This window comes from Streptomyces sp. NPDC047085, assembly GCF_040643735.1.
GTDB lineage: Bacteria > Actinomycetota > Actinomycetes > Streptomycetales > Streptomycetaceae > Streptomyces.
The window spans coordinates 18,111-36,098 of the sequence record NZ_JBEYUW010000006.1 but is presented as its reverse complement, the minus strand read 5'-3'; the positions used below and the strand labels follow the sequence as shown (position 1 = coordinate 36,098).

General features: G+C 70.3%; 13 protein-coding genes and 1 pseudogene. 7 read left to right on the top strand and 7 right to left on the bottom strand.

Annotated elements, in window-relative coordinates:
* Positions 1 to 29: 29 nt before the first annotated feature.
* Positions 30 to 953, bottom strand: a complete 924-nt coding sequence (locus ABZ865_RS21440; RefSeq protein ID WP_361232397.1) for a LysR family transcriptional regulator — start codon at positions 951 to 953, stop codon at positions 30 to 32.
* 165 nt (positions 954 to 1,118) lie between these two features.
* Between ABZ865_RS21440 and ABZ865_RS21435 the strand changes: the two genes are divergently transcribed.
* Positions 1,119 to 1,421, top strand: coding sequence for a muconolactone Delta-isomerase family protein (locus ABZ865_RS21435; protein ID WP_361232394.1), 303 nt, complete (start codon positions 1,119 to 1,121; stop codon positions 1,419 to 1,421).
* Positions 1,422 to 1,617: 196 nt separating this feature from the next.
* Entirely contained in the window at positions 1,618 to 2,796 is a 1,179-nt protein-coding gene (locus ABZ865_RS21430; RefSeq protein WP_361233603.1) for a YbfB/YjiJ family MFS transporter, read from the top strand.
* 64 nt (positions 2,797 to 2,860) lie between these two features.
* On the opposite strand, the gene ABZ865_RS21425 is transcribed toward ABZ865_RS21430, so the two are convergent.
* The 3 genes from ABZ865_RS21425 to ABZ865_RS21415 form a co-directional block, all read right to left on the bottom strand.
* Positions 2,861 to 3,481: a TetR/AcrR family transcriptional regulator gene (locus ABZ865_RS21425; protein ID WP_361232392.1), complete on the bottom strand. Its 621-nt coding sequence runs from the start codon at positions 3,479 to 3,481 to the stop codon at positions 2,861 to 2,863.
* Positions 3,482 to 3,789: 308 nt separating this feature from the next.
* Positions 3,790 to 4,143: an ester cyclase gene (locus ABZ865_RS21420; RefSeq protein WP_361232388.1), complete on the bottom strand. Its 354-nt coding sequence runs from the start codon at positions 4,141 to 4,143 to the stop codon at positions 3,790 to 3,792.
* Between the two features lie 32 nt (positions 4,144 to 4,175).
* Positions 4,176 to 4,361 (bottom strand): hypothetical protein, encoded by a 186-nt coding sequence (locus ABZ865_RS21415; protein WP_361232385.1) that lies wholly within the window; start codon positions 4,359 to 4,361, stop codon positions 4,176 to 4,178.
* Positions 4,362 to 4,519: 158 nt separating this feature from the next.
* Here ABZ865_RS21415 and ABZ865_RS21410 point away from each other — a divergent pair, with 158 nt between their 5' ends.
* Complete coding sequence (locus ABZ865_RS21410; protein WP_361232382.1) at positions 4,520 to 5,131, top strand: TetR family transcriptional regulator; 612 nt, start codon at positions 4,520 to 4,522, stop codon at positions 5,129 to 5,131.
* A 289-nt stretch (positions 5,132 to 5,420) separates the two neighbouring features.
* Here ABZ865_RS21410 and ABZ865_RS21405 read toward each other — a convergent pair whose 3' ends face one another.
* Both ABZ865_RS21405 and ABZ865_RS21400 read right to left on the bottom strand, forming a co-directional pair.
* The gene (locus ABZ865_RS21405) at positions 5,421 to 7,166 is read right to left on the bottom strand and encodes an MOSC and FAD-binding oxidoreductase domain-containing protein (protein WP_361232379.1); all 1,746 of its coding nucleotides are present in this window, start codon (positions 7,164 to 7,166) and stop codon (positions 5,421 to 5,423) included.
* Between the two features lie 791 nt (positions 7,167 to 7,957).
* On the bottom strand, positions 7,958 to 8,305 hold the full coding sequence (locus ABZ865_RS21400) for a MarR family transcriptional regulator (RefSeq protein WP_361233600.1): 348 nt from the start codon (positions 8,303 to 8,305) through the stop codon (positions 7,958 to 7,960).
* 261 nt (positions 8,306 to 8,566) lie between these two features.
* On the opposite strand from ABZ865_RS21400, the gene ABZ865_RS21395 reads away from it, so the two are divergent.
* From ABZ865_RS21395 to ABZ865_RS21385, 3 genes and pseudogenes are all read left to right on the top strand, one after another.
* Positions 8,567 to 11,311 carry a multifunctional oxoglutarate decarboxylase/oxoglutarate dehydrogenase thiamine pyrophosphate-binding subunit/dihydrolipoyllysine-residue succinyltransferase subunit gene (locus ABZ865_RS21395; RefSeq protein ID WP_361232376.1) on the top strand — a complete coding sequence of 915 codons (2,745 nt, stop codon included), beginning with the start codon at positions 8,567 to 8,569 and terminating at the stop codon, positions 11,309 to 11,311.
* 81 nt (positions 11,312 to 11,392) lie between these two features.
* Positions 11,393 to 13,180, top strand: a pseudogene (gene dxs, locus ABZ865_RS21390) (1-deoxy-D-xylulose-5-phosphate synthase).
* Between the two features lie 53 nt (positions 13,181 to 13,233).
* Positions 13,234 to 14,775: a DUF488 family protein gene (locus ABZ865_RS21385; protein ID WP_361232373.1), complete on the top strand. Its 1,542-nt coding sequence runs from the start codon at positions 13,234 to 13,236 to the stop codon at positions 14,773 to 14,775.
* Positions 14,776 to 14,869: 94 nt separating this feature from the next.
* Here the strand turns inward: ABZ865_RS21385 and ABZ865_RS21380 are convergent, their stop codons facing one another.
* Entirely contained in the window at positions 14,870 to 15,949 is a 1,080-nt protein-coding gene (locus tag ABZ865_RS21380) for a TDT family transporter (RefSeq protein WP_361232370.1), read from the bottom strand.
* Positions 15,950 to 16,517: 568 nt separating this feature from the next.
* On the opposite strand from ABZ865_RS21380, the gene ABZ865_RS21375 reads away from it, so the two are divergent.
* The gene (locus ABZ865_RS21375; RefSeq protein ID WP_361232367.1) at positions 16,518 to 17,522 is read left to right on the top strand and encodes a GlxA family transcriptional regulator; all 1,005 of its coding nucleotides are present in this window, start codon (positions 16,518 to 16,520) and stop codon (positions 17,520 to 17,522) included.
* Positions 17,523 to 17,988: the final 466 nt, after the last annotated feature.

The window sequence follows — 17,988 nt, the reverse complement described above, 5'->3', positions numbered from 1 at the left end:
GGCGGCTTCCGTCGGCGGGGACTCGGTCTCTACTGTCGGTACGGGTCGCCGGCGGGCAGCCAGGCGTCGGCGGCGTGTATGCCCAGGTCTACGACGCCGTCACACAGGGCGTCCATGGCAGCGATGACCGCCACGCGTGCCTCGTCCTCGCGTCGGACGAGGGACCAGGTCCAGTAGACCTCGGGGGCGACGACGGGGCGTCGCACCAGGTCGGCCGGGAGCGCGCAGGTCTGACCCTTGGGCGAGTTGATGATCGGACGGTCGCTGCGGCGGACGTGGTCGAAGAAGGCCGGGCCGGTGATGCCGCCGTCCGATATGGGCACGGCTCGGGCTCCGGTGTCACGGGCGAGTTCTTCGGCGTAGACGTTCCAGGACGACCAGGACGTGATGTCGTCGTCGAGGAGAACCGCGGTGTCCCGGGCCCGCACGGAGCTGGTGTCGTCTCCCTTGGCGACGGCATAGAGCCGATCGGCGCCGAGGATCCGGGCGTTCAGGCGGTGCCGTTCCACGTCCTCGGCTCGTACCCAGCACACCGCGAGATCGAGGCTGCCGTCGGCCACCCGGGCTGCCTGGGTGTGGGAGGGGGCGACCCAGGCGTCGATGTGGATCTGAGCCACCGCGGAGGTACGAACGGTCAGATCTCCGGGCAGCCAGTTGACGTAGCCGAGCCGGACCGGTTCGGAGCCGGACAGCCGGCCGGCGTGGCGCTGGAGGTCATCCGCCCGTTCCAGCAGAGCGCGGGTGTGCGGGAGCAGTTCCGCACCGGCCGGAGTGAGGGACACCGAGCGGCGATCGCGCTCGAAGAGGCGCACCCCGAGGTCGCGTTCGAGGGCCTTGATCTGCTGGGAGAGGGAAGGGCCCGCGATCAGAAGCCGCGCGGCGGCCCGGCCGAAGTTCAGCTCCTCGGCCACCGCGATGAAATACCTCAGTTGGCGCAGCTCCACGCCCGTCATGCTACGCGCGCTGGGAGGTGTCACCTATCAGCAAGGAGGGAGCCGGTCGTGGCAACGTCCCTGGTGGCAGGGCCAGGATGGAGGCACGAAGGCGAGGACGGGGCACCGAACGGCCCTACGACGCGGATCCAGTGACTCCGGCGTGGATCCGAGAGGAGCGAGGAGATGCCAGAGTTCCTGGTGCAGATCACCACCACCGTCCCCGAGGGCGTCGGTGCGGACGAGGTCGGGCGCCGCCGAGCCGCCGAGGCCGTCCGCGCGGCGGAACTGGCCGCTTCCGGCCATCTGTACCGGCTGTGGCGTCCGGTCGGCGAGCTGCGCAGCATCGGCATCTGGCGGGCCGCCGACGAAGCCGAGCTGCACGAGAAGATACTCGGCACACTGCCGCTCCGGTCCTGGATGACCTTCACCGTCACCGCACTGGTGCCCCACCCCAACGACCCGGGCACGGTCGGCGCGGCGCAGTGACCGGCGCCTGTGCCGGGGCCATCGCCGTCACCCATGGCTGCGGCACCGAGGCCTTCATCAACCAAGATCTGCACCGCGTCAGAGGGATATCCACGTGAGTTCGCCGGACCTGGGCCTGTCGTCCGTTCGTCCGCACCGCACGCTGCACTCGCCGCGCGGCCACGCGGCCCAGGCCGCCGCGGCACTGGCGGCAGGCATGGGCGTCGGCCGCTTCGTCTACACCCCGATCCTGCCGCTGATGCACGCGCAGGCAGGGCTGTCCGCGAGTGCCGGTGCGAACCTGGCCACCGCCAACTATGTCGGCTATCTGATCGGCGCGCTGGCGGGCATCCTCGTCCCGGCACTGGTCCGCTCCCGTCTGCTCCTTCGCGTCTCCCTGGTGGTACTGACCGCCACTCTGGCGGGGATGCCCACCGTCCACAGCACCGGCGCGTGGCTTGCGCTCCGGCTGCTCGCCGGGATCACCAGCGCCCTGATCTTCGTCATCGCGGTCAACTCCCTCCTCGGCCACCTCAGGCAGCACCCCGCCCACCTGACCGGCTGGGCCTTCGGAGGCGTCGGCGCCGGGATCGCCCTGTCCGGTCTGGTCGTCCTCTTCCTGCGCGCGTTCGGCGACTGGCGCTCCGCCTGGTGGGCCTCGGCCGTGCTCTGCGCACTCATGACCGTCGCCTGCTGGACCTTGCGTCCGGAGGAAACGCCCGCACCCTCCGGCGGCGGGGCGGGCTCGCATCCCAGGACACGGGTACACCGCTGGTTCAGCGCTCTGTTCGTCAGCTACACGCTGGAGGGCATCGGGTACATCGTCGCCGGCACCTTCCTCGTCGCCGCGATCGGACAAGGCTCCCCGGGCTGGGTCGGCAGTGGCGCCTGGGTGCTGGCCGGACTGGCCGCCGTGCCGTCCTCGGCGCTGTGGGCATGGTTCGGGCATCGCTGGTCCCGCCCCGACCTGCTGCTCACCGCGCTGGTCATCCAGGCCGTCGGCATCGCCCTGCCCGCCGTCGTCGGCGGGGTGCCGGCCGCACTGGTCTCCGCGATCCTGTTCGGCGCGACGTTCATCGGCATCAGCACCCTCACCCTTGCCGCGGGCGCTCATCTGCGGTTCCCGCGGTCGGTCGCGCTGCTGACCGCCGGCTACTCGGTCGGCCAGATCCTCGGCCCGCTGGCCGTCACCCCCTTGCTCCACCACGGCTACCACCAGGCTCTGATCCTGGCCTCGGCGGTGGTCCTGGCCGGCGCGGTCGCCGCCGCCGTGCTCCGCGTCGGCTTCCCCCACGCGATGCCGGTGGACCAGAGCCCTGCGGCACGGTCTGCCGGGCAGGTGGGGCAGTCCGCACCGGTGTACACCTGCCCCGTGCCGGACGAGGACGAGGCCTGAGGAGACCGGGCCCTCCCGGGCCGCCGCAGCCGCCGGGAGCAGTCGCGCAGGCGAAGATCGGGCCTCAGACGCCGGCCACGGCCTCCTGCGTCGGCCGTCCGCCGAGGAGGGCCAGGCAGTTGGGCCACAGGGGGCCGAGCCGGTCCGTGTTGTTGTACAGCTTGGCGAACATCACCTGGCCTTCCAGCTGGGCCACGACGGCGCGCGCCGCCTCCCGGGTGTCGGTCACGCCGACATCGCCGCGCTCGCGGGCCTCGGCGATGACGGACTCCACCATGTCGACCTGTGCGTCGAAGATCTCCTGCAGCCGCTCGCGGACCGCCTCGGTCTGGTTGCTCAGCTCCAGAGTGAGATTCCCGAAGAGACAGCCCGCCACGGTGCCGCAGCCCAGCTGGACGGCACGCTGGCCGGCCTCCGTCTCCTCGAACAGCCGCCGCAACCGCCACAGCGGCTCCGCGTCACCGGTCAGGGCTTGTGTCCAGTCGCGCTTCTGGGCCGCCCAGTGTTCGTCGACGACCGCGAGTGCGAGGGCCTCCTTGGACTCGAAGAAGTAGTAGAAACTCCCCTTCGGCACCCCGGCGGCCTTGCAGATCTCGGCCACGCCGAGCGCCGAGTACCCGCGCTCCTCGATCAGCGAGCGAGCGGCGTCCAGGATCTTCCGCCTGGCGTCAGAGGTACGTCCCATGACATGAGCGTACGAAATAACCGACCGGTCGGCTACCGGCAGCGAGCGAACCTCGGGCGGCCGTAGGACGCCGATGCAGGGAGAGGCTCTCGGCCCGGTCAGCGCGCGAACAGAAGCACAACGGTCTCGGTTCGTCCCCGCAATCACCCTCCTCCCGTCTGCCGACCTGGGCACCGGTCGGTTCCGCACGAGGAACCGTTACGCGGATACGCCGTCTCGCGCGCGGAGGTCGATCGCATCCGCTGGCGGCCACGGTCCTGGGGCGAGTGCCGCACCGCAGACCTCTCAGCCGACGTGGCGCGGTCGACTCAGCGGCTTTCGGCCGGTTTGTCGCGCAGCAGCGCGGCCGCCTCGGCAGCCTCGGCCGTGACACGGGTGGCGGCGCGTGCGGCTCGCCCGGTCATACGCCAGGCGATCATGCGGAGTGCCGTGGGCGGGGCCGGCGGAAAGACACCGAGCTGGCCGAGCATGGTGATGTCGTCGCGTACCGCCTCATGGCTCACCACCTTGCCGTCACGGAGGCCGAGTACATGGATCTGCTCGAAATCGATGTCATGCCCGGTGGGGGGTATGGCTTGGTCGAGTGCGCCGTCGCGGTAGCGGACGAAGGGCCCCGTGTGGCGGCCCCGCATGCGCAGCCGCACCCCAGACCTGGTCGTCATTGCGTGCGATGCCGAGGACCGGGAAACGCAGATCACTGAAGGCGGAGCGCATCCGCACCCGAGGCGAGGACCCCGGCCGGGCCGGGCAGAGCGCAGGCCGGGGGTGCCACGGCCGCCTCGCGGTTGCAGAAGTCCTCATGCACCACGTCGGCGGCCAGCGCCGGGGCACCTGTCTCGAGGACGCGGAAGAGTCCGTGGGCCAGTTCTGTGGGGTCCATTCCCATGACGCTGCTGCCTCTCGTGGGCTGTGCGGTCGCGATGATCACGTGGGTCGGCCCGCGGGACCGGCGGCGTGGCCGCGCATTCGGTCCGAGTTCGACCGGCACATTTGAGGTTACAGCACACCTAATGAATTCACGGCGATAGAATTGCGATCATGCCGTCCAAGCGCTCCTACGTCTCCCCGCTGCGCGAACAGGCGGCCGCGCAGACACGCGAGCTGATCCTGCGTCAGGCCACAGAACTGTTCGCCGAGCGCGGCTACGGGCGGGTGACCGTCGCCGACATCGCCGCGGCGGCGGGCGTGGCCTCGAAGACCGTCTTCGCGAGCGTCGGGAGCAAGAGCGACATCCTGAATCGGATCGTCGACGAAGGCGTGAACGCATCAGGTTACGAACGCGCGATGCAGACGCTGCTTGAGGAACGGACACCAGAGTCGGTTCTGCGAGCGTTGGCTCATGGCACGCGGATGGGCAACGAGAGTCAGTTCACCGTGCACGAGGCGATCCGCAAGGCGCTGCCCGTCCACGAGGACGGCGAGGCCCTGTGGGAGCGCGCCACCGCGGACTACCGTGAGGCGCTGCACACGACCGCCCGCCATATGCACACCCTGACTCCACCGCCCTCCTACCCGGTGGAGGAGACAGCCGACCTGCTCTGGCACTGGTTCGGCCCCACCGGCTGGCGCACCCTGGTGGTCGAGAGCGGCTGGTCCTGGGACCGTGCCGAGGACGTCCTCTATCGCACGGCGGTCGCCGCACTGCGCTGACACCGCTTGCGGGGCGGCGGCAAGACGGGGGCGACACGTCGCCTGTCCGGCACCGAGTCGACATCGTCTGGCGTTGGCCGGGTGTCGGCTCCGCGCCGCCCGCGCTTCAACGGCGGAACTCATCAGAGAGGTGCGGCCGAGGCTCATGCAGTCCTGGACGCCGGCCCTGCGCGGTTTCGGTGCTCGGCGGGCCGGCGGCCGCCATGGGTATCGAGGGTCTGCGTCCGGCGTGCGATCCACCACGGCTACGTGGCTGGTCAGCCGGCTCCTCACCCGCTTTGTCGGCCGATCACAGATCGAGGACGACCTCGGTGGTCGGCTTGCTGCAGCAGACCAGGACGGTCCCGGGCTCGGGAAGTTCGAGGGGTGGGGTGGTGTAGGTGATGTCGCCTGCGACGAGGTGGGTGATGCAGGTGTGGCACACGCCGGTGCGGCAGGACCAGCGGGTGGGGATGTCGCAGGCTTCGGCAAGATCGAGGAGGGTCGCGTGAGCGGGTGACCATGGGGTGGATATGCCGCTACGGGCGAAGGTGACGAGGGGCCCGGTTGCGGTGGGACCGGGAGGCTGATGCGGCCGGATCCCAGCGGTGGCGGTCACGCCTGGGTTGATGGCGGGGAGAGCGGTGAACTGTTCCGTATGGATCTGCTGGGGGCGCAGACCCAGATCGCGCAGGAAGCCGGCGAGGTCGTCCATGAAGGCGAGTGGGCCGCACAGGTAGGCGTTGGCCTCGGCGGGGATGCCCATGGCCATGAGGGATGCAGCGGTCGGGCGGCCGTGAGTGCTGTGGGGCTCGTCGGGACGTGGGGTTTCGCCGGTGTAGTAGATGTACTCGCGGGCGCCCGGAAGTTGGGCCAGAAGGGTATGAGTCTCGTCCGCGAAAGCGTGGTGGGCGCGGTCGTGGGCGGTGTGGATCCACCAGACGGCGCGCGGGTCTCGCGTGGCGGCGAGTTGGTGGAGCATGGCGAGCACGGGTGTGGCACCGATCCCCGCGGAGATCAGCACGATCGGGCCGGGGTGTTCTTCCAGTACGAAGGTTCCCCGGGGGCTGGCGATGTCCACGAGGTCGCCGGGGTGGAGCCTCGCATGAATGTAGCCGCTGGCTTTCCCATGGGGTTCGCGCTTGACGCTGATGCGGTAGGTGTCGGCTGTGGGCGCGCAGGACAGGGAGTAGCTGCGCACTTCGGGGGCGGCATGGTCGATGGCCAGGCGGATGGAGAGGTACTGGCCAGGGCGGGCCTCGGGCAGGGGTGTGCCGTCGGTGGTAGTGAGGTAGAGGGACGAGACGGTGGAGGTCTCGGGGACGATGCGGGTGACGCGCATAGGCTTGAAGCCCGGCCATCCCGGTTCTTTGCCAGGCTGCTCCCCCGGCTGTCCCGGCTTCTGTGCAGGCTGCTCGGGCGCGGCGAGTTCGCGGAAGGACTGCTGCCATCCGGGACTGAGGGCAGGGATGTTCAGTGCTTTGCGCAGCTTCGCGGGGTCGCGGTCCGGGAGGTAGAGCAGCGCGTCGGCGTCGGCGACGCTGAGTTGTTCCGGTCCCTTGCGGGTGAGGGTGACGGCGTCACCGGCCTGCACGCGGCCTTCGGTGATCACTCGGAGGTAGAAACCCGGCCGGTGGTGGGCGACGAGCAAGGAAGCCATGGTGGGTTCGCCCAGGCGCATGCCGACCCGGTAGCAGGTGACGCGGGGCTGGGAGACTTCGAATTCCGCTTCGCCGATGCGGTACCGGTCGCCGATGCACACTTCGTCGTCGGGCAGGCCGTCGACCGTGAAGTTCTCCCCGAAGATCCCGAAAGTCAGGTCGTCGCGACCGAGCTGCTTCTGCCAGTACTGGTAGGACTGCAACTGGTAGACGAGGACGGCTCGCATTTCGCCGCCGTGCCCGGCCAGATCTCCTTGACCGTCTCCGTCGACGTTCAGCCGCCGGACCATGCGGCAGCCCCGGACAGGGGCCTTCCAGGCTCCGGTGTGCACGGTCCTTCCCTGCCAGGGCACATCCTTGGGCAGTCCTACGTTGACGGACAACAGCGTCGCCATGGTGGACCTCCTGCGCGATGGTAGCCGGGACAGCCCCCCTCATGACGCTGTGCCTCGCAGGGAAGCGCGCTCAGCCGCACATCAGTCCCATCGTATGCGTGCCTTCTGACGACAGGCCGTCAGAAGGCGGACCTGTCACTCCGTGTCAATGCATGCGGCTCGCCCTGCGAACGCTCAATCGCGCCTGACGCCCGTCCAAGTGGCGGACTGGGAGCCCTTGCCTCCCAGCAGGGAGTAAACAGGTCGTAGTCTCGGTACGACTCGAAGGCGCACGATGAGCCCAGGCAAATCCGACGGTTCGCGGCCCGACCCCTGCTACGACCGGCGCGCCGACCGCTTCGGAGCATTCACCGACCAGCGCTCAACGGGGTACTGGCCTCTGCGCCGCGCACGGCCCGGAGCCACCCGATGAACCACAAACGCCCCGGACGGGGCCCGACCACCGTGACGGTATTCGTCTTCACCCGGGGTGCGGCTCTTCGATGTGACCGGTCCCATCGAGGTGTTCGCTGCGGCCAACGAGTTCGGCGGTCAGTGTCAGGTGCGGATCGCGTCCGAGAGGTACGGACGTGATCACCTCCGCCGGGACCCGCCTCGGCGCCGATGTGCGGGTCGATGATGTACAGAAGCCATGCGACGTCCTGCTGATCCCGGGGGTCCGGAATCGGAAACGCTGATGAAGGACGTCGCAGTCGATCTCGCCCGCTGTAGGCCACGGGCTGGATTCGCCGCAGAAGCCGCGCCCAGGTGCCGTCCGCCGACCACAGCCGGTGGCGTGGAAAACGAGCAGATCAAGTGACGTCACACGATCGGCCGGACGGCTCCTGGGTGTCCAGTCCCGGATCGAGGTGCTGGCGCATCAGCGCCTGCGCGGTCGTCTCGGCGGCGGCGACCCTGGAGCGTCCTGCGTCGGTCAGGGTCGCCTCGACCGTCCTGCGGTCTCCGGCACGACGATGGCGATCAATTAGTCCGGCAGCCTGCAGACCCCTGAGGAGGTAGGACATCCGGTCCCCGGATTCCTGGAGGAACGCCGCCAGCTTGGCAACGGGCACAGATCCGCTCGCGGCCTCGGCGAGCGCGCCGAGAATGAGGTAGTCATGGAGCGACAGTCCGTACCGCACCCGCAACTCACCGTGCACGAGACCCAAGGTCCGCAGGACCCCTGAAAACTGCCACTGCGGGGTGTCTTCACCCGTCCGTCCTGATGTGAGGCCGTCGTGGCGCGCCCGGCCATCCGTCTCCGCACTCCCGGCGTCCTAGCGTCGTCAGTGCGACGCGGTCGAACGGGTCGGTCTCCGCAAAGGTTGCGAAGTCCTCGAACACTTGGCACGCAGGCGGACGACCGCCGTAGCCGCGTCCGCCATCCCAAGGCTTCGCAGAGGAAAGAAGGCGTTCGCGCCATGGCGTCGCAATCAGACACCGCTCGAGCAGCGTCTCACGGGCTGGACTTCGGGCTCAACGAATGGGTCGTGGACGAGCAGCGACGGCGTTACCTCCACGACCCCGGCTCGGTGGACCAGACGTGGAGGAACTTCTTCGCCACGCTGGTGTCCCCGGCCGCCGCGGCCTCCCTGACCGCCTCAGCCCAACACCACGAGGGCATCGACGAGGCGGCGCTCAAGGCGGTCCGGGTCGCGGCGCTCATCCACGCGTATCGTGTGCGCGGGCATCTGATGGCGGGAACGGACCCGCTCATGGCCCGGCCAGCCGCAGCACATCCGGAGCTCGACATCGCCGCGTTCGGACTTGACGACGCGGACCGGGCGGAGGACTTCGCCGTGGACGGGTTCGCCGGGCGCGCCACGATGACACTCGACGAAGTGCTGGGCGCATTGCGGGAGTTCTACTGCCGCACCGCCGGGTTCGAGTACATGCACATCCAGGACGCCGTGGAACGCCGCTGGATCCAGCAGCGCGTCGAGGGCCCGCAGCGCCGCCCGGACCGTGCCGGACAGCTGCGGATCCTCTACCGGTTGGGGGCCGCGGAGGCCTTCGAGACGTTCCTGCAGACCAAGTACGTGGGCCAGAAGCGGTACTCGCTCGAAGGCGGCGAGTCGGCCATCGTGCTGCTCGACGCCCTGTTGCTCCGCGCCATCGAAGACGGTGTCCAAGAAGCCGTCATCGGGATGGCGCACCGCGGCCGGCTGAACGTCCTGGCCAACATCATCGGCAAGTCCTACGGCCAGATATTCGATGAGTTCGAGGACGCGGTGGACATCCGGTCGGTCCAGGGCTCGGGGGACGTGAAGTACCACCTCGGCGCGGAGGGCGCCTACCGTGCCCTGGACGGCGGCACCATCGCCGTCTCGGTCGTGGCGAACCCCTCGCACCTGGAGATCGTGGGGCCGGTGGCCCAGGGCGTGGTGCGGGCCAAGCAGGACCTGGCCGGGGACCAGGGCGAGCCCTTCCCCGTACTGCCGGTCGTCCTCCACGGCGACGCGGCCTTCGCCGGCCAGGGTGTGGTCGCCGAGACCCTGAACATGTCGCAACTGCCGGGCTACCGCACGGGCGGGACGGTCCACGTGGTCGTCAACAACCAGGTCGGCTTCACCACCCTGCCCCCCAACGGCCGTTCGAGCACGTACGCGACCCATGTGGCACGGATGGTGGAGGCCCCGATCTTCCACGTCAACGGCGACGACCCGGAAGCCGTTGACCGCGTCGCACGGATGGCCTTCGACTACCGCCAGACGTTCCACAAGGACGTCGTGGTCGATCTGGTCTGCTATCGGCGCCACGGGCACAGCGAGGTCGACGACCCGTCCATCACGCAGCCGGTGATGTACGAACGCATCGACGCCAAGGCTTCGGTGCGCACGCTGTACGCCGCGGCCCTCATACGCCGCGGGGACATCGGCGAGCGGCAGGTGGACAGTGCCCGCCGCCACTACCAGGATCACCTCGAACGGGCCTTCGCCGAGACCCGGGCGCTGCCCGCTCCCACACCGGCCGAAGACCTTCCTTGCGCCGACGCCGGACAGGCGGCCACCCAGCGCACGGCGACCGCGATCGACGAGGCGACGGCTCGTCAGGTCATCGCATCGCAGACCGACCTGCCGCAGGGCTTCACCGTGCACCCGCGTGTCCTGCCGCAGCTCCACCGGCGCACGGCGACGCTCGACACCGGCACCGTCGACTGGGCCACCGCGGAGACACTGGCGATCGGTTCGCTGCTGCTGGACGGCGTCCCGGTACGGCTGGCCGGACAGGACTCCCGGCGCGGCACCTTCGGTCAGCGCCACGCCGTACTGACCGACCGGCGCACCGGCGCGGAGCACACGCCGCTGAACTCCCTCAGCCCGCAGGCCGCGAGCTTCGCACCGTACGACTCGATGCTGTCCGAACTGGCAGCGCTGGCCTTCGAGTACGGCTATGCGCAGGCCCGTCCGGAAGCCCTGGTGCTGTGGGAGGCCCAGTTCGGTGACTTCGCCAACGGCGCGCAGACGGTCGTCGACGAGTACATCGCCTCGTCCGAGCAGAAGTGGGGCCAGCGCTCCGCAGTGACCATGCTGCTGCCTCACGGCCTGGAGGGCCAGGGCCCCGACCACTCCTCCGCCCGGATCGAACGCTTCCTGCAATTGTGCGCGCAGGACAACATGACCGTGGCCATGCCCTCCCTGCCGGGCAACTACTTCCATCTGCTCAGGCATCAGGCGCTGGACGGCCGCAGGCCACTGGTGGTCTTCACCCCGAAGTCGATGCTGCGGTCGAAGGCGGCCGTCTCCGCCCTGGCCGAGTTCACCCAGGGCGGCTTCCGCCCGGTCCTGCCGGACGACACGACGGACCCGGCCCGTGTCTCGCGCGTGCTGCTGTGCTCGGGCAAGGTCTTCTACGACCTCGACGCCCACCGGCACACCGCGGGCTCGACCGACACGGCGATCGTCCGCGTGGAGCGCCTCTACCCGTTCCCCGACGAGGAACTCGCGGCGGAACTCGCCCGCTTCCCCGCGGCCGCGGACGTGCGGTGGGTGCAGGAGGAGCCGGAGAACCAGGGTGCGTGGTCGTTCGTCGCGCCGCGTCTGCACCGGCTGACCCGGCGCGCCGTGGAGTGCGTGAGCCGGCCCGAGGCGCCCGCGCCCGCGGCCGGCTCGGCCCGCCGGCACGGCGTGGAGCAGAAGGCTCTCGTGACATCGGCCTTCCAGTGATCAGCGGCTCGCGGGGTGCGCATCGGCTGCCCACAGCGCGTATCCGTCGACACCACGGCAGCATCGAGGAGGAGCAGCGGCATGAGCCTGCTGGCGCGCATCAACCAGCCCGCGGACTTGAGGGGTCTGAGCCATCCAGAGCTGGTCCGGCTGGCCGGGGAGATCCGCGACTTCCTGGTCCGCCACGTCGCGGCCACGGGAGGCCATCTGGGGCCCAACCTCGGCGTCGTGGAACTGACCCTGGCGCTGCACCGGGTCTTCGACTCCCCGCGCGACCGGCTGCTGTGGGACGTCGGGCACCAGGCGTACGTCCACAAGATCGTGACGGGGCGGGCCGGTGAGTTCTCCGGCCTGCGGCAGCGTGGCGGGCTTTCCGGATACCCGAGCCGGGAGGAGTCCACGCACGACCACATCGAGCACTCCCACGCATCGGTAGCCCTGTCGTACGCCGATGGCATGGCCAAGGCCGCACAGCTCGCAGGAGAGTCGGACCGGCACATCGTCGCCGTCGTCGGCGACGGAGCACTCACCGGAGGGCTGGCCTGGGAGGCCCTCAACAACATCGCGGCGGCACCCAACCGGCCCGTGGTGATCGTCGTCAACGACAACGGACCGACGGTGCCGGAGCGCCGGGCCGGGCGCTGCACTGCACCCTGCACGCGGCCAAGGAAGGCATCAAGGAGGGCCTGAAAGCGGGCCTCGCAGGGGGCAGCGCGGAGGCCGTGATGCCGCACTCGCTCTTCTGCGAGCTGGGACTGCGCTACCTCGGGCCCGTCGACGGCCACGACGTCACCGCCCTGGAAGCAGCCCTGGAACGGGCCAAGGCCCATGGTGCCCCGGTCGTCGTCCACTGCATCACGCGCAAGGGGCGCGGATACGCGCCGGCCGAGCAGAACGAGGAGGACCACCTGCACGGCGTCGGCATCATCGACCCGCAGACCGGGCACCCTCTGCGGCCCGCTGGTCTGACCTGGACGGCAGTGTTCGGCCGGGAACTGGTCGAACTGGTCGAACTGGCCGACGCGCACCCGGACGTCGTCGCGATCACCGCGGCCATGCCCGGCTCCGTCGGTCTCAACGACTTCGCCGCACGCTACCCGGCACGGTTCTTCGACGTCGGGATCGCCGAGCAGCATGCGGTCGCCTCGGCCGCCGGGATGGCCATGGCGGGCCTGCATCCGGTGATCGCCCTGTACGGCACCTTCCTGAACCGCGCCCTCGACCAGGTGCTGATGGACCTCGCGCTGCACCGGCTCGGTGCGACCCTGGTCCTCGACCGGTCCGGAGTCACCGGTGACGACGGCCCCAGCCACAACGGGCTGTGGGATCTGGCGATGCTCCAAGCTGTCCCCGGCCTCGTATCGGGGCTCCCCGCGATGCGCGCACGCTGCGGCGGCAGTTGCGGCAGGCCGTGTCTATCACCGACGCGCCGACGGTCCTGCGCTACCCGAGAGGCACGGTCGGCCCGGCGATCCCGGCGGTCGGCCGCGCCGGTGCGGTCGACGTCCTGCACGAGGCCCCCGGCACCGGCGGCGTCCTGCTGATCGCTGTCGGAACGACGGCCTCGGTCGCTCTCCAAGCGGCGGAGCTCTGCGCCGAGCAGGGGGTGGAGGTCACCGTAGTGGACCCACTGTGGGTCAAGCCGCTCCCCGACGAACTGCCCGCGCCCGCCGCCGCACGCCCTGGTCGTCACGGTCGAGGACGGCCTGCGCGCCGCTTCCCCGGCAGGCCACCCGGGCCGAGATCCTCGCAGAAGCAGGCCTGACCGCACAGGCGATCGCACACACCGTCACCCAGACCCTGGCCCGCGCGGCCGTCACCGCGGTACCCACCGGTCCCCGCACCATCCCCGCACCCAAAAGGCAATGAATTTCGCATACCAGTAAAATGCTTCTACTGCGAAAGCGGCCGGAGGATGCGTCATGTCCGAGATCATCTGCCGCAGAATCGACGAGCAGACGCCAAGCGAGGACGGCGAGGACGGCGAGATCGGCGAGCGCGTGCTGGTCGACCGGGTCTGGCCGGAAGGTCTGCGCCGGCAAGGCGCACCGCTCGACGAGTGGCTGCGGGAGGTCGCACCCTCCATCGAGCTGCAGCGCTGGTACGGCCACCACCCCCAGCAGTTCGGTGAGTTCCGCCGCCGCTATCTCACCGAACTGGGCGATCAACGGCACAAATACGCAGCTGCCCGACTTCGGGAACTGGCCCAACACCGCAGCCTCACCCTGCTGACCTCCACCCAGGACATGGACCACAGCCATACCGCGGTCCTGGCCGAATGGCTCACCGAAACCGGCTCTCACGATGAGCGGCGCCCGGATGCCGCCCTTCCCGAGCACGGACGCACCGCTCCCGGTTCCCGGCCGCCCGGACACCGCGCGGCCCTCTCCACCGCGGTGGCCAATCTCAACGCGGGCGCACTCGCGTTCGTGATGGGCACCGGCATCGTCTCCACGGCCCTGTTCGTCAACGGCGCCGGCACCGCCTCCGCCGTACTGCTGTGGGTGGCCCTCGCCGGTTATGCCGTACTGGTGCCCGCCTACGGCTGGCGGCTGCTGCGCCGGCGCGAGCGGTTCGTCGCGGATCTCCTCGGGCCGCGTGCCTTCGCGTTCCTCACCCTCGCGATCTCCTCGAACGTGCTGGCCGCTCGCTTTGTGCCGACCGGACACACCGCTATCGCCGGGGCGTTCCTGGCGTTCGGGACGCTGGGGTGGGTGGTGCTGGACTACGGCATCCCGCTCGCACTCATCACCACGCTGAAGCGGGGCCCCTCGCTCGACCAGGTGAACGGCACCTGGTTCCTGTGGTCAGTGGGATCGGAGTCGGTGGCGGTCGCGGCGGCATCGCTGGCCCGGGTGACCCCGGGACACGCACTGGCCGTCCTGGCAGTGGTGTGCTGGGCCGTCGGCCTGATGCAGTACCTGCTGACCGCCGCACTGGTCCTGGCCCGGCTGCTGGCCCGGCCGGTGCAGCCGGGAGGCCTCATGACGTCCGTATGGATCTTCATGGGGGCGGCGGCGATCGCCGTACTCGCCGGCGTCCGGCTGATCGCACTCCATCCAGGCACCACGATGTTGTCGCGCCCGCTCGTCATCGGGACGTCCGTCGTCCTGTGGGCGTTCTCAAGCTGGCTGATCCCGCTCCTACTGGCTCTGGGCGTCTGGCGGCACGCGCTGCGACGTATCCCGCTGCGCTACGAGCTCGGCTGGTGGAACCTCGTCTTCCCGGTCGGCATGTACGCGGTCACCACGCACGAGCTGGGACGCGCGACCGCAACCTCGTGGATGACGAGCGTGGGCCGCTGGGAGGTCTGGATCGCCGCGGTGTTCTGGGCTGTCGTGTTCGCCGCCATGGTGGCAGCCAGACTCCGGGCCCGCCCCACGACCGCGCACGGATCCGCCGGTGCGGGGCAGACGGCCCGCCCGCAGACCACGGCCTCGACGGCACCCGGGGCGCTGCCATAGGCACGTGTTGCGATGCGGCACGAACCCGGCTGCCCGTCGGCAGACAGCCGGGTTCGCGACACGTCCGTGTCATGCGGAGCGGTCCACGGGCCTGTCAGCGGCGGGCGCGCCCCCGCTGCCGGACAGCATGGCGCACGGAGTGCCAGGCGACCACCGCCCAGGCGGCCACGAGCAGGGCGTACAGGACGACGGCGATCCAGACGAACAGCTGCGAGCCGGTGCGAGCAGCGAGCGCGCTCGTGCCGGTGACGCACGCACCGAGGGGGAAGATGAAGGACCACCAGGTGGCTGCGAAGGGCAGCCCTCTGCGGATTTCCCGTACGGTCAGCGCCGTGGCCAGTACCAGCCACAGCAGGGCGAAGCCCCAGATCCCGAGCCCACCCAGGAGCGCTACGACACCACTCCCGCGCGCGTACGGGGCGGGCAGCGCGCTCGGCGACGCCGTGGCCAGCGTCCCCAGCGCCGTCACCGCCTGATCCAGCGCCCCCACGCCGATCCACACCGTGGGCACCACCGCACCGCCGGGCGCGTCATGATGCACCAGGCGGCTGTACACCATGGCCAGCACCAGCAGGACCGCGACCAACCCGAGCCCGAGCATCGAATAGCAGCACAGCAGCAAGGCCAGCCGGACCTGCCCGGCCGGCGCCCGCGGGACGAGCAGCGCGCCCGTCGCGGCGGAGACCAGCGGCGGCACCACCGGTAGCAGCCAGCCGCCGAACGCCGCGTCCGGCGTGAAACGGTGCCGCGTGACCATCAGATACGGCACCGTGCAGGCGGTGGCAAGACCCAGCACCGTACCGGCCGACCACAGCACCCAGTCCGCATCCACCGCCGCACGCTCCCCGATCAGCCGCCGGCCGAGCAGCAGCGTCCCGGCCCCGACGGTGAGCAGAGCCATCGGCGGCGCCCCGAAGAACTGGGCCAGTACCGGATCACCGGCATGCACCCGCAGCGCCCGCTGCCCGGTATAGCTGACGGCAAGCACGATCAGCAGCAGCGCGGTCCCCGCCCAGACCACCGTGGCGGCCTCGCCGAGTCCGGGGAAACCGCGCGGCAGGGTGGCGGCCGCGACGGTGACGATCCCGCTGCCCATGACGGCGGCGAACCAGCCGGGACCGAGCCGGCCACGCTCCTTGCCGTTCGCCTCGTCCGGCTGGTCACGTACAAGCACGGATGATCTCGGGGCCGAGCCGACCGCGGACGCTCTCGGGGCCGGGCCGACCTGGGACGGGACCGCTCGGCTGGTACTGGGGTGGGGTGTCACGGCGCGGAGTGCCTTCTCTTGGGGTGTCGGATTCGTCACCGTCCACGACCAGCCACGGTGACGGGCAGGCCGACTGGCCGGGCCACACCCAGCAGCTCAGGGACGCGGCCGAGACCGTCGGCCCATTGGCGCCCTCGACGCTATGGCGAAGCGCGGCTTCCGCCACCGAACAGCACGCGCCATGATGCCCTCACACCAGGACATCGAGCACCGTGCAGGCCCGTTGCCGGGTGCCGGCCCGATGCCCCGATGTCCTTGTCCGAGCGTGTTGTGGCCACACCTGTGGCCATGACGAGACGGCAAGCGACCGCTGAACACGGGCGAGGCGCCGAGGCCCGATGCCTCGTTGCACACCACGGAAGGCAGCAGCATGCCGCAGGGACGCGGACGACAATCGGCACGGGAGCGGCAGAGCATCGCCGGGCGGATGATGGTGTCCTCCGATGTGGGCCCCAGTCCGTCCGGGAGGCGCACGATGAAGGACAGGCCGTCAGGCAGGAAGCCGCTCCTGGTGACCGTGCTGGTCTTCCCCGGCGTACGGCTGCTCGACGTCACCGGCCCGATCGAGGTGTTCACGACAGCCAACGAATTCGGCGGCCGCTACCGCGTACGCACGGTCTCCCCTGACGGCGCCGACGTGGTCACCGCAGCCGGCACCGGACTGCGCGTCGACCTCGCTGCCGCGCAGGTACAGGGGGCCAGCGATGTGGTCGTCATCCCCGGCGGCCCGGAGTGGCCCTCCCTCATCAAGGACGACGCGCTGCTGGACGCCATGAGAGGGCTCGACGCACGCGGCTGCCGCACGGCGTCCATCTGCACCGGCGCCTTCCTCCTCGCCGCGGCCGGACTGCTCGACGGACGGAAGGCGACAACGCACTGGCGCTTCGCCGACCAGCTCGCCCTGCGCTACCCGAAGGTGACCGTGGAAGCGGACGCCCTGTTCGTACGCGACGGCCACATCATGACCTCCGCAGGCGTCACCTCGGGCATCGATCTCTCGCTCGCCCTGGTCGAGGAGCACCTCGGCGCCGACGTCGCCCGCGCCGTGGCCAAGGACATGGTCGTGTTCATGCAGCGGCCGGGCGGCCAGTCCCAGTTCAGTGTCCGCACCCACACCCCGCGCGCGAGACAGGAGATGCTGCGCCGGGTCCTGGACGCGGTCGCCGAGGACCCGTCCGCCCCGCACACCCTTGCAGCCATGGCGCGCCGGGCAGGTGTGAGCACCCGCCACATGACACGCCTGTTTCACGACGAGATGCACACGACCCCGGCCCGCTACGTCGAGCAGGTCCGCATGGAGGCCGCCCAGGCGATGCTGGAAGACAGCGACGACCCCATGGCCACCGTGGCCCGGCGCACCGGCTTCGGGTCACCGGAGTCCCTGCGTCGGGCCTTCACGCGCAACCTCGGCATCACGCCGGGAGCCTACCGGGCACGCTTCCGCACCACGCACACCGGAGTCGACGGCAAGGGCGCCTGAGCCCTGGAGGTATCCGGCGAGCACAGACAATCGCCGAAATCCGACAGGCCGGCCGTGCCGGACGAGGGGCTCTGCGAGCGCGGCCCGCCACGCGGGCGCGCCGAAAGGACCGGGCGAAGTACTGCGCCTCGTGCACGACCTGCTGGTCGGCGAATTCCATGACGCTCGCCGAGTACGAAGGCGCACCGTCGTAGATGGTGACGCATTCGCTCACCCATACATGCGCGTGGCCGGTGACGCGCAGGAGGGTGAAGCGCCGGTCGGCCGGATGCCCGCCCCGTTGTCTCGCGGCCCCGGAAACGTTCGCCCGACTGCGGATAGTCCGGCATCGCGTCCGCAGCCTGGATCGCGTGCTCGGCCTCGATGTCACCTCGTCCGGAAGTGTGTTCCTTCCTCCACGGCCTGGTGGGCGTTCGGCTCGAAGGTCCGTATCCGAGTGCCTCACGGCAGTTTCTCGGGCCATGGG

Coding starts and splice junctions, on each gene's coding strand:
- ABZ865_RS21410 (WP_361232382.1), top strand. CDS start 4,520: ATGCCGTCCAAGCGCTCCTACGTCTCCCCGCTGCGCGAACAGGCGGCC.
- ABZ865_RS21415 (WP_361232385.1), bottom strand. CDS start 4,361: ATGGACCCCACAGAACTGGCCCACGGACTCTTCCGCGTCCTCGAGACA.
- ABZ865_RS21435 (WP_361232394.1), top strand. CDS start 1,119: ATGCCAGAGTTCCTGGTGCAGATCACCACCACCGTCCCCGAGGGCGTC.
- ABZ865_RS21385 (WP_361232373.1), top strand. CDS start 13,234: ATGTCCGAGATCATCTGCCGCAGAATCGACGAGCAGACGCCAAGCGAG.
- ABZ865_RS21405 (WP_361232379.1), bottom strand. CDS start 7,166: ATGGCGACGCTGTTGTCCGTCAACGTAGGACTGCCCAAGGATGTGCCC.
- ABZ865_RS21425 (WP_361232392.1), bottom strand. CDS start 3,481: ATGGGACGTACCTCTGACGCCAGGCGGAAGATCCTGGACGCCGCTCGC.
- ABZ865_RS21420 (WP_361232388.1), bottom strand. CDS start 4,143: ATGACGACCAGGTCTGGGGTGCGGCTGCGCATGCGGGGCCGCCACACG.
- ABZ865_RS21395 (WP_361232376.1), top strand. CDS start 8,567: ATGGCGTCGCAATCAGACACCGCTCGAGCAGCGTCTCACGGGCTGGAC.
- ABZ865_RS21375 (WP_361232367.1), top strand. CDS start 16,518: ATGAAGGACAGGCCGTCAGGCAGGAAGCCGCTCCTGGTGACCGTGCTG.
- ABZ865_RS21430 (WP_361233603.1), top strand. CDS start 1,618: ATGGGCGTCGGCCGCTTCGTCTACACCCCGATCCTGCCGCTGATGCAC.
- ABZ865_RS21440 (WP_361232397.1), bottom strand. CDS start 953: ATGACGGGCGTGGAGCTGCGCCAACTGAGGTATTTCATCGCGGTGGCC.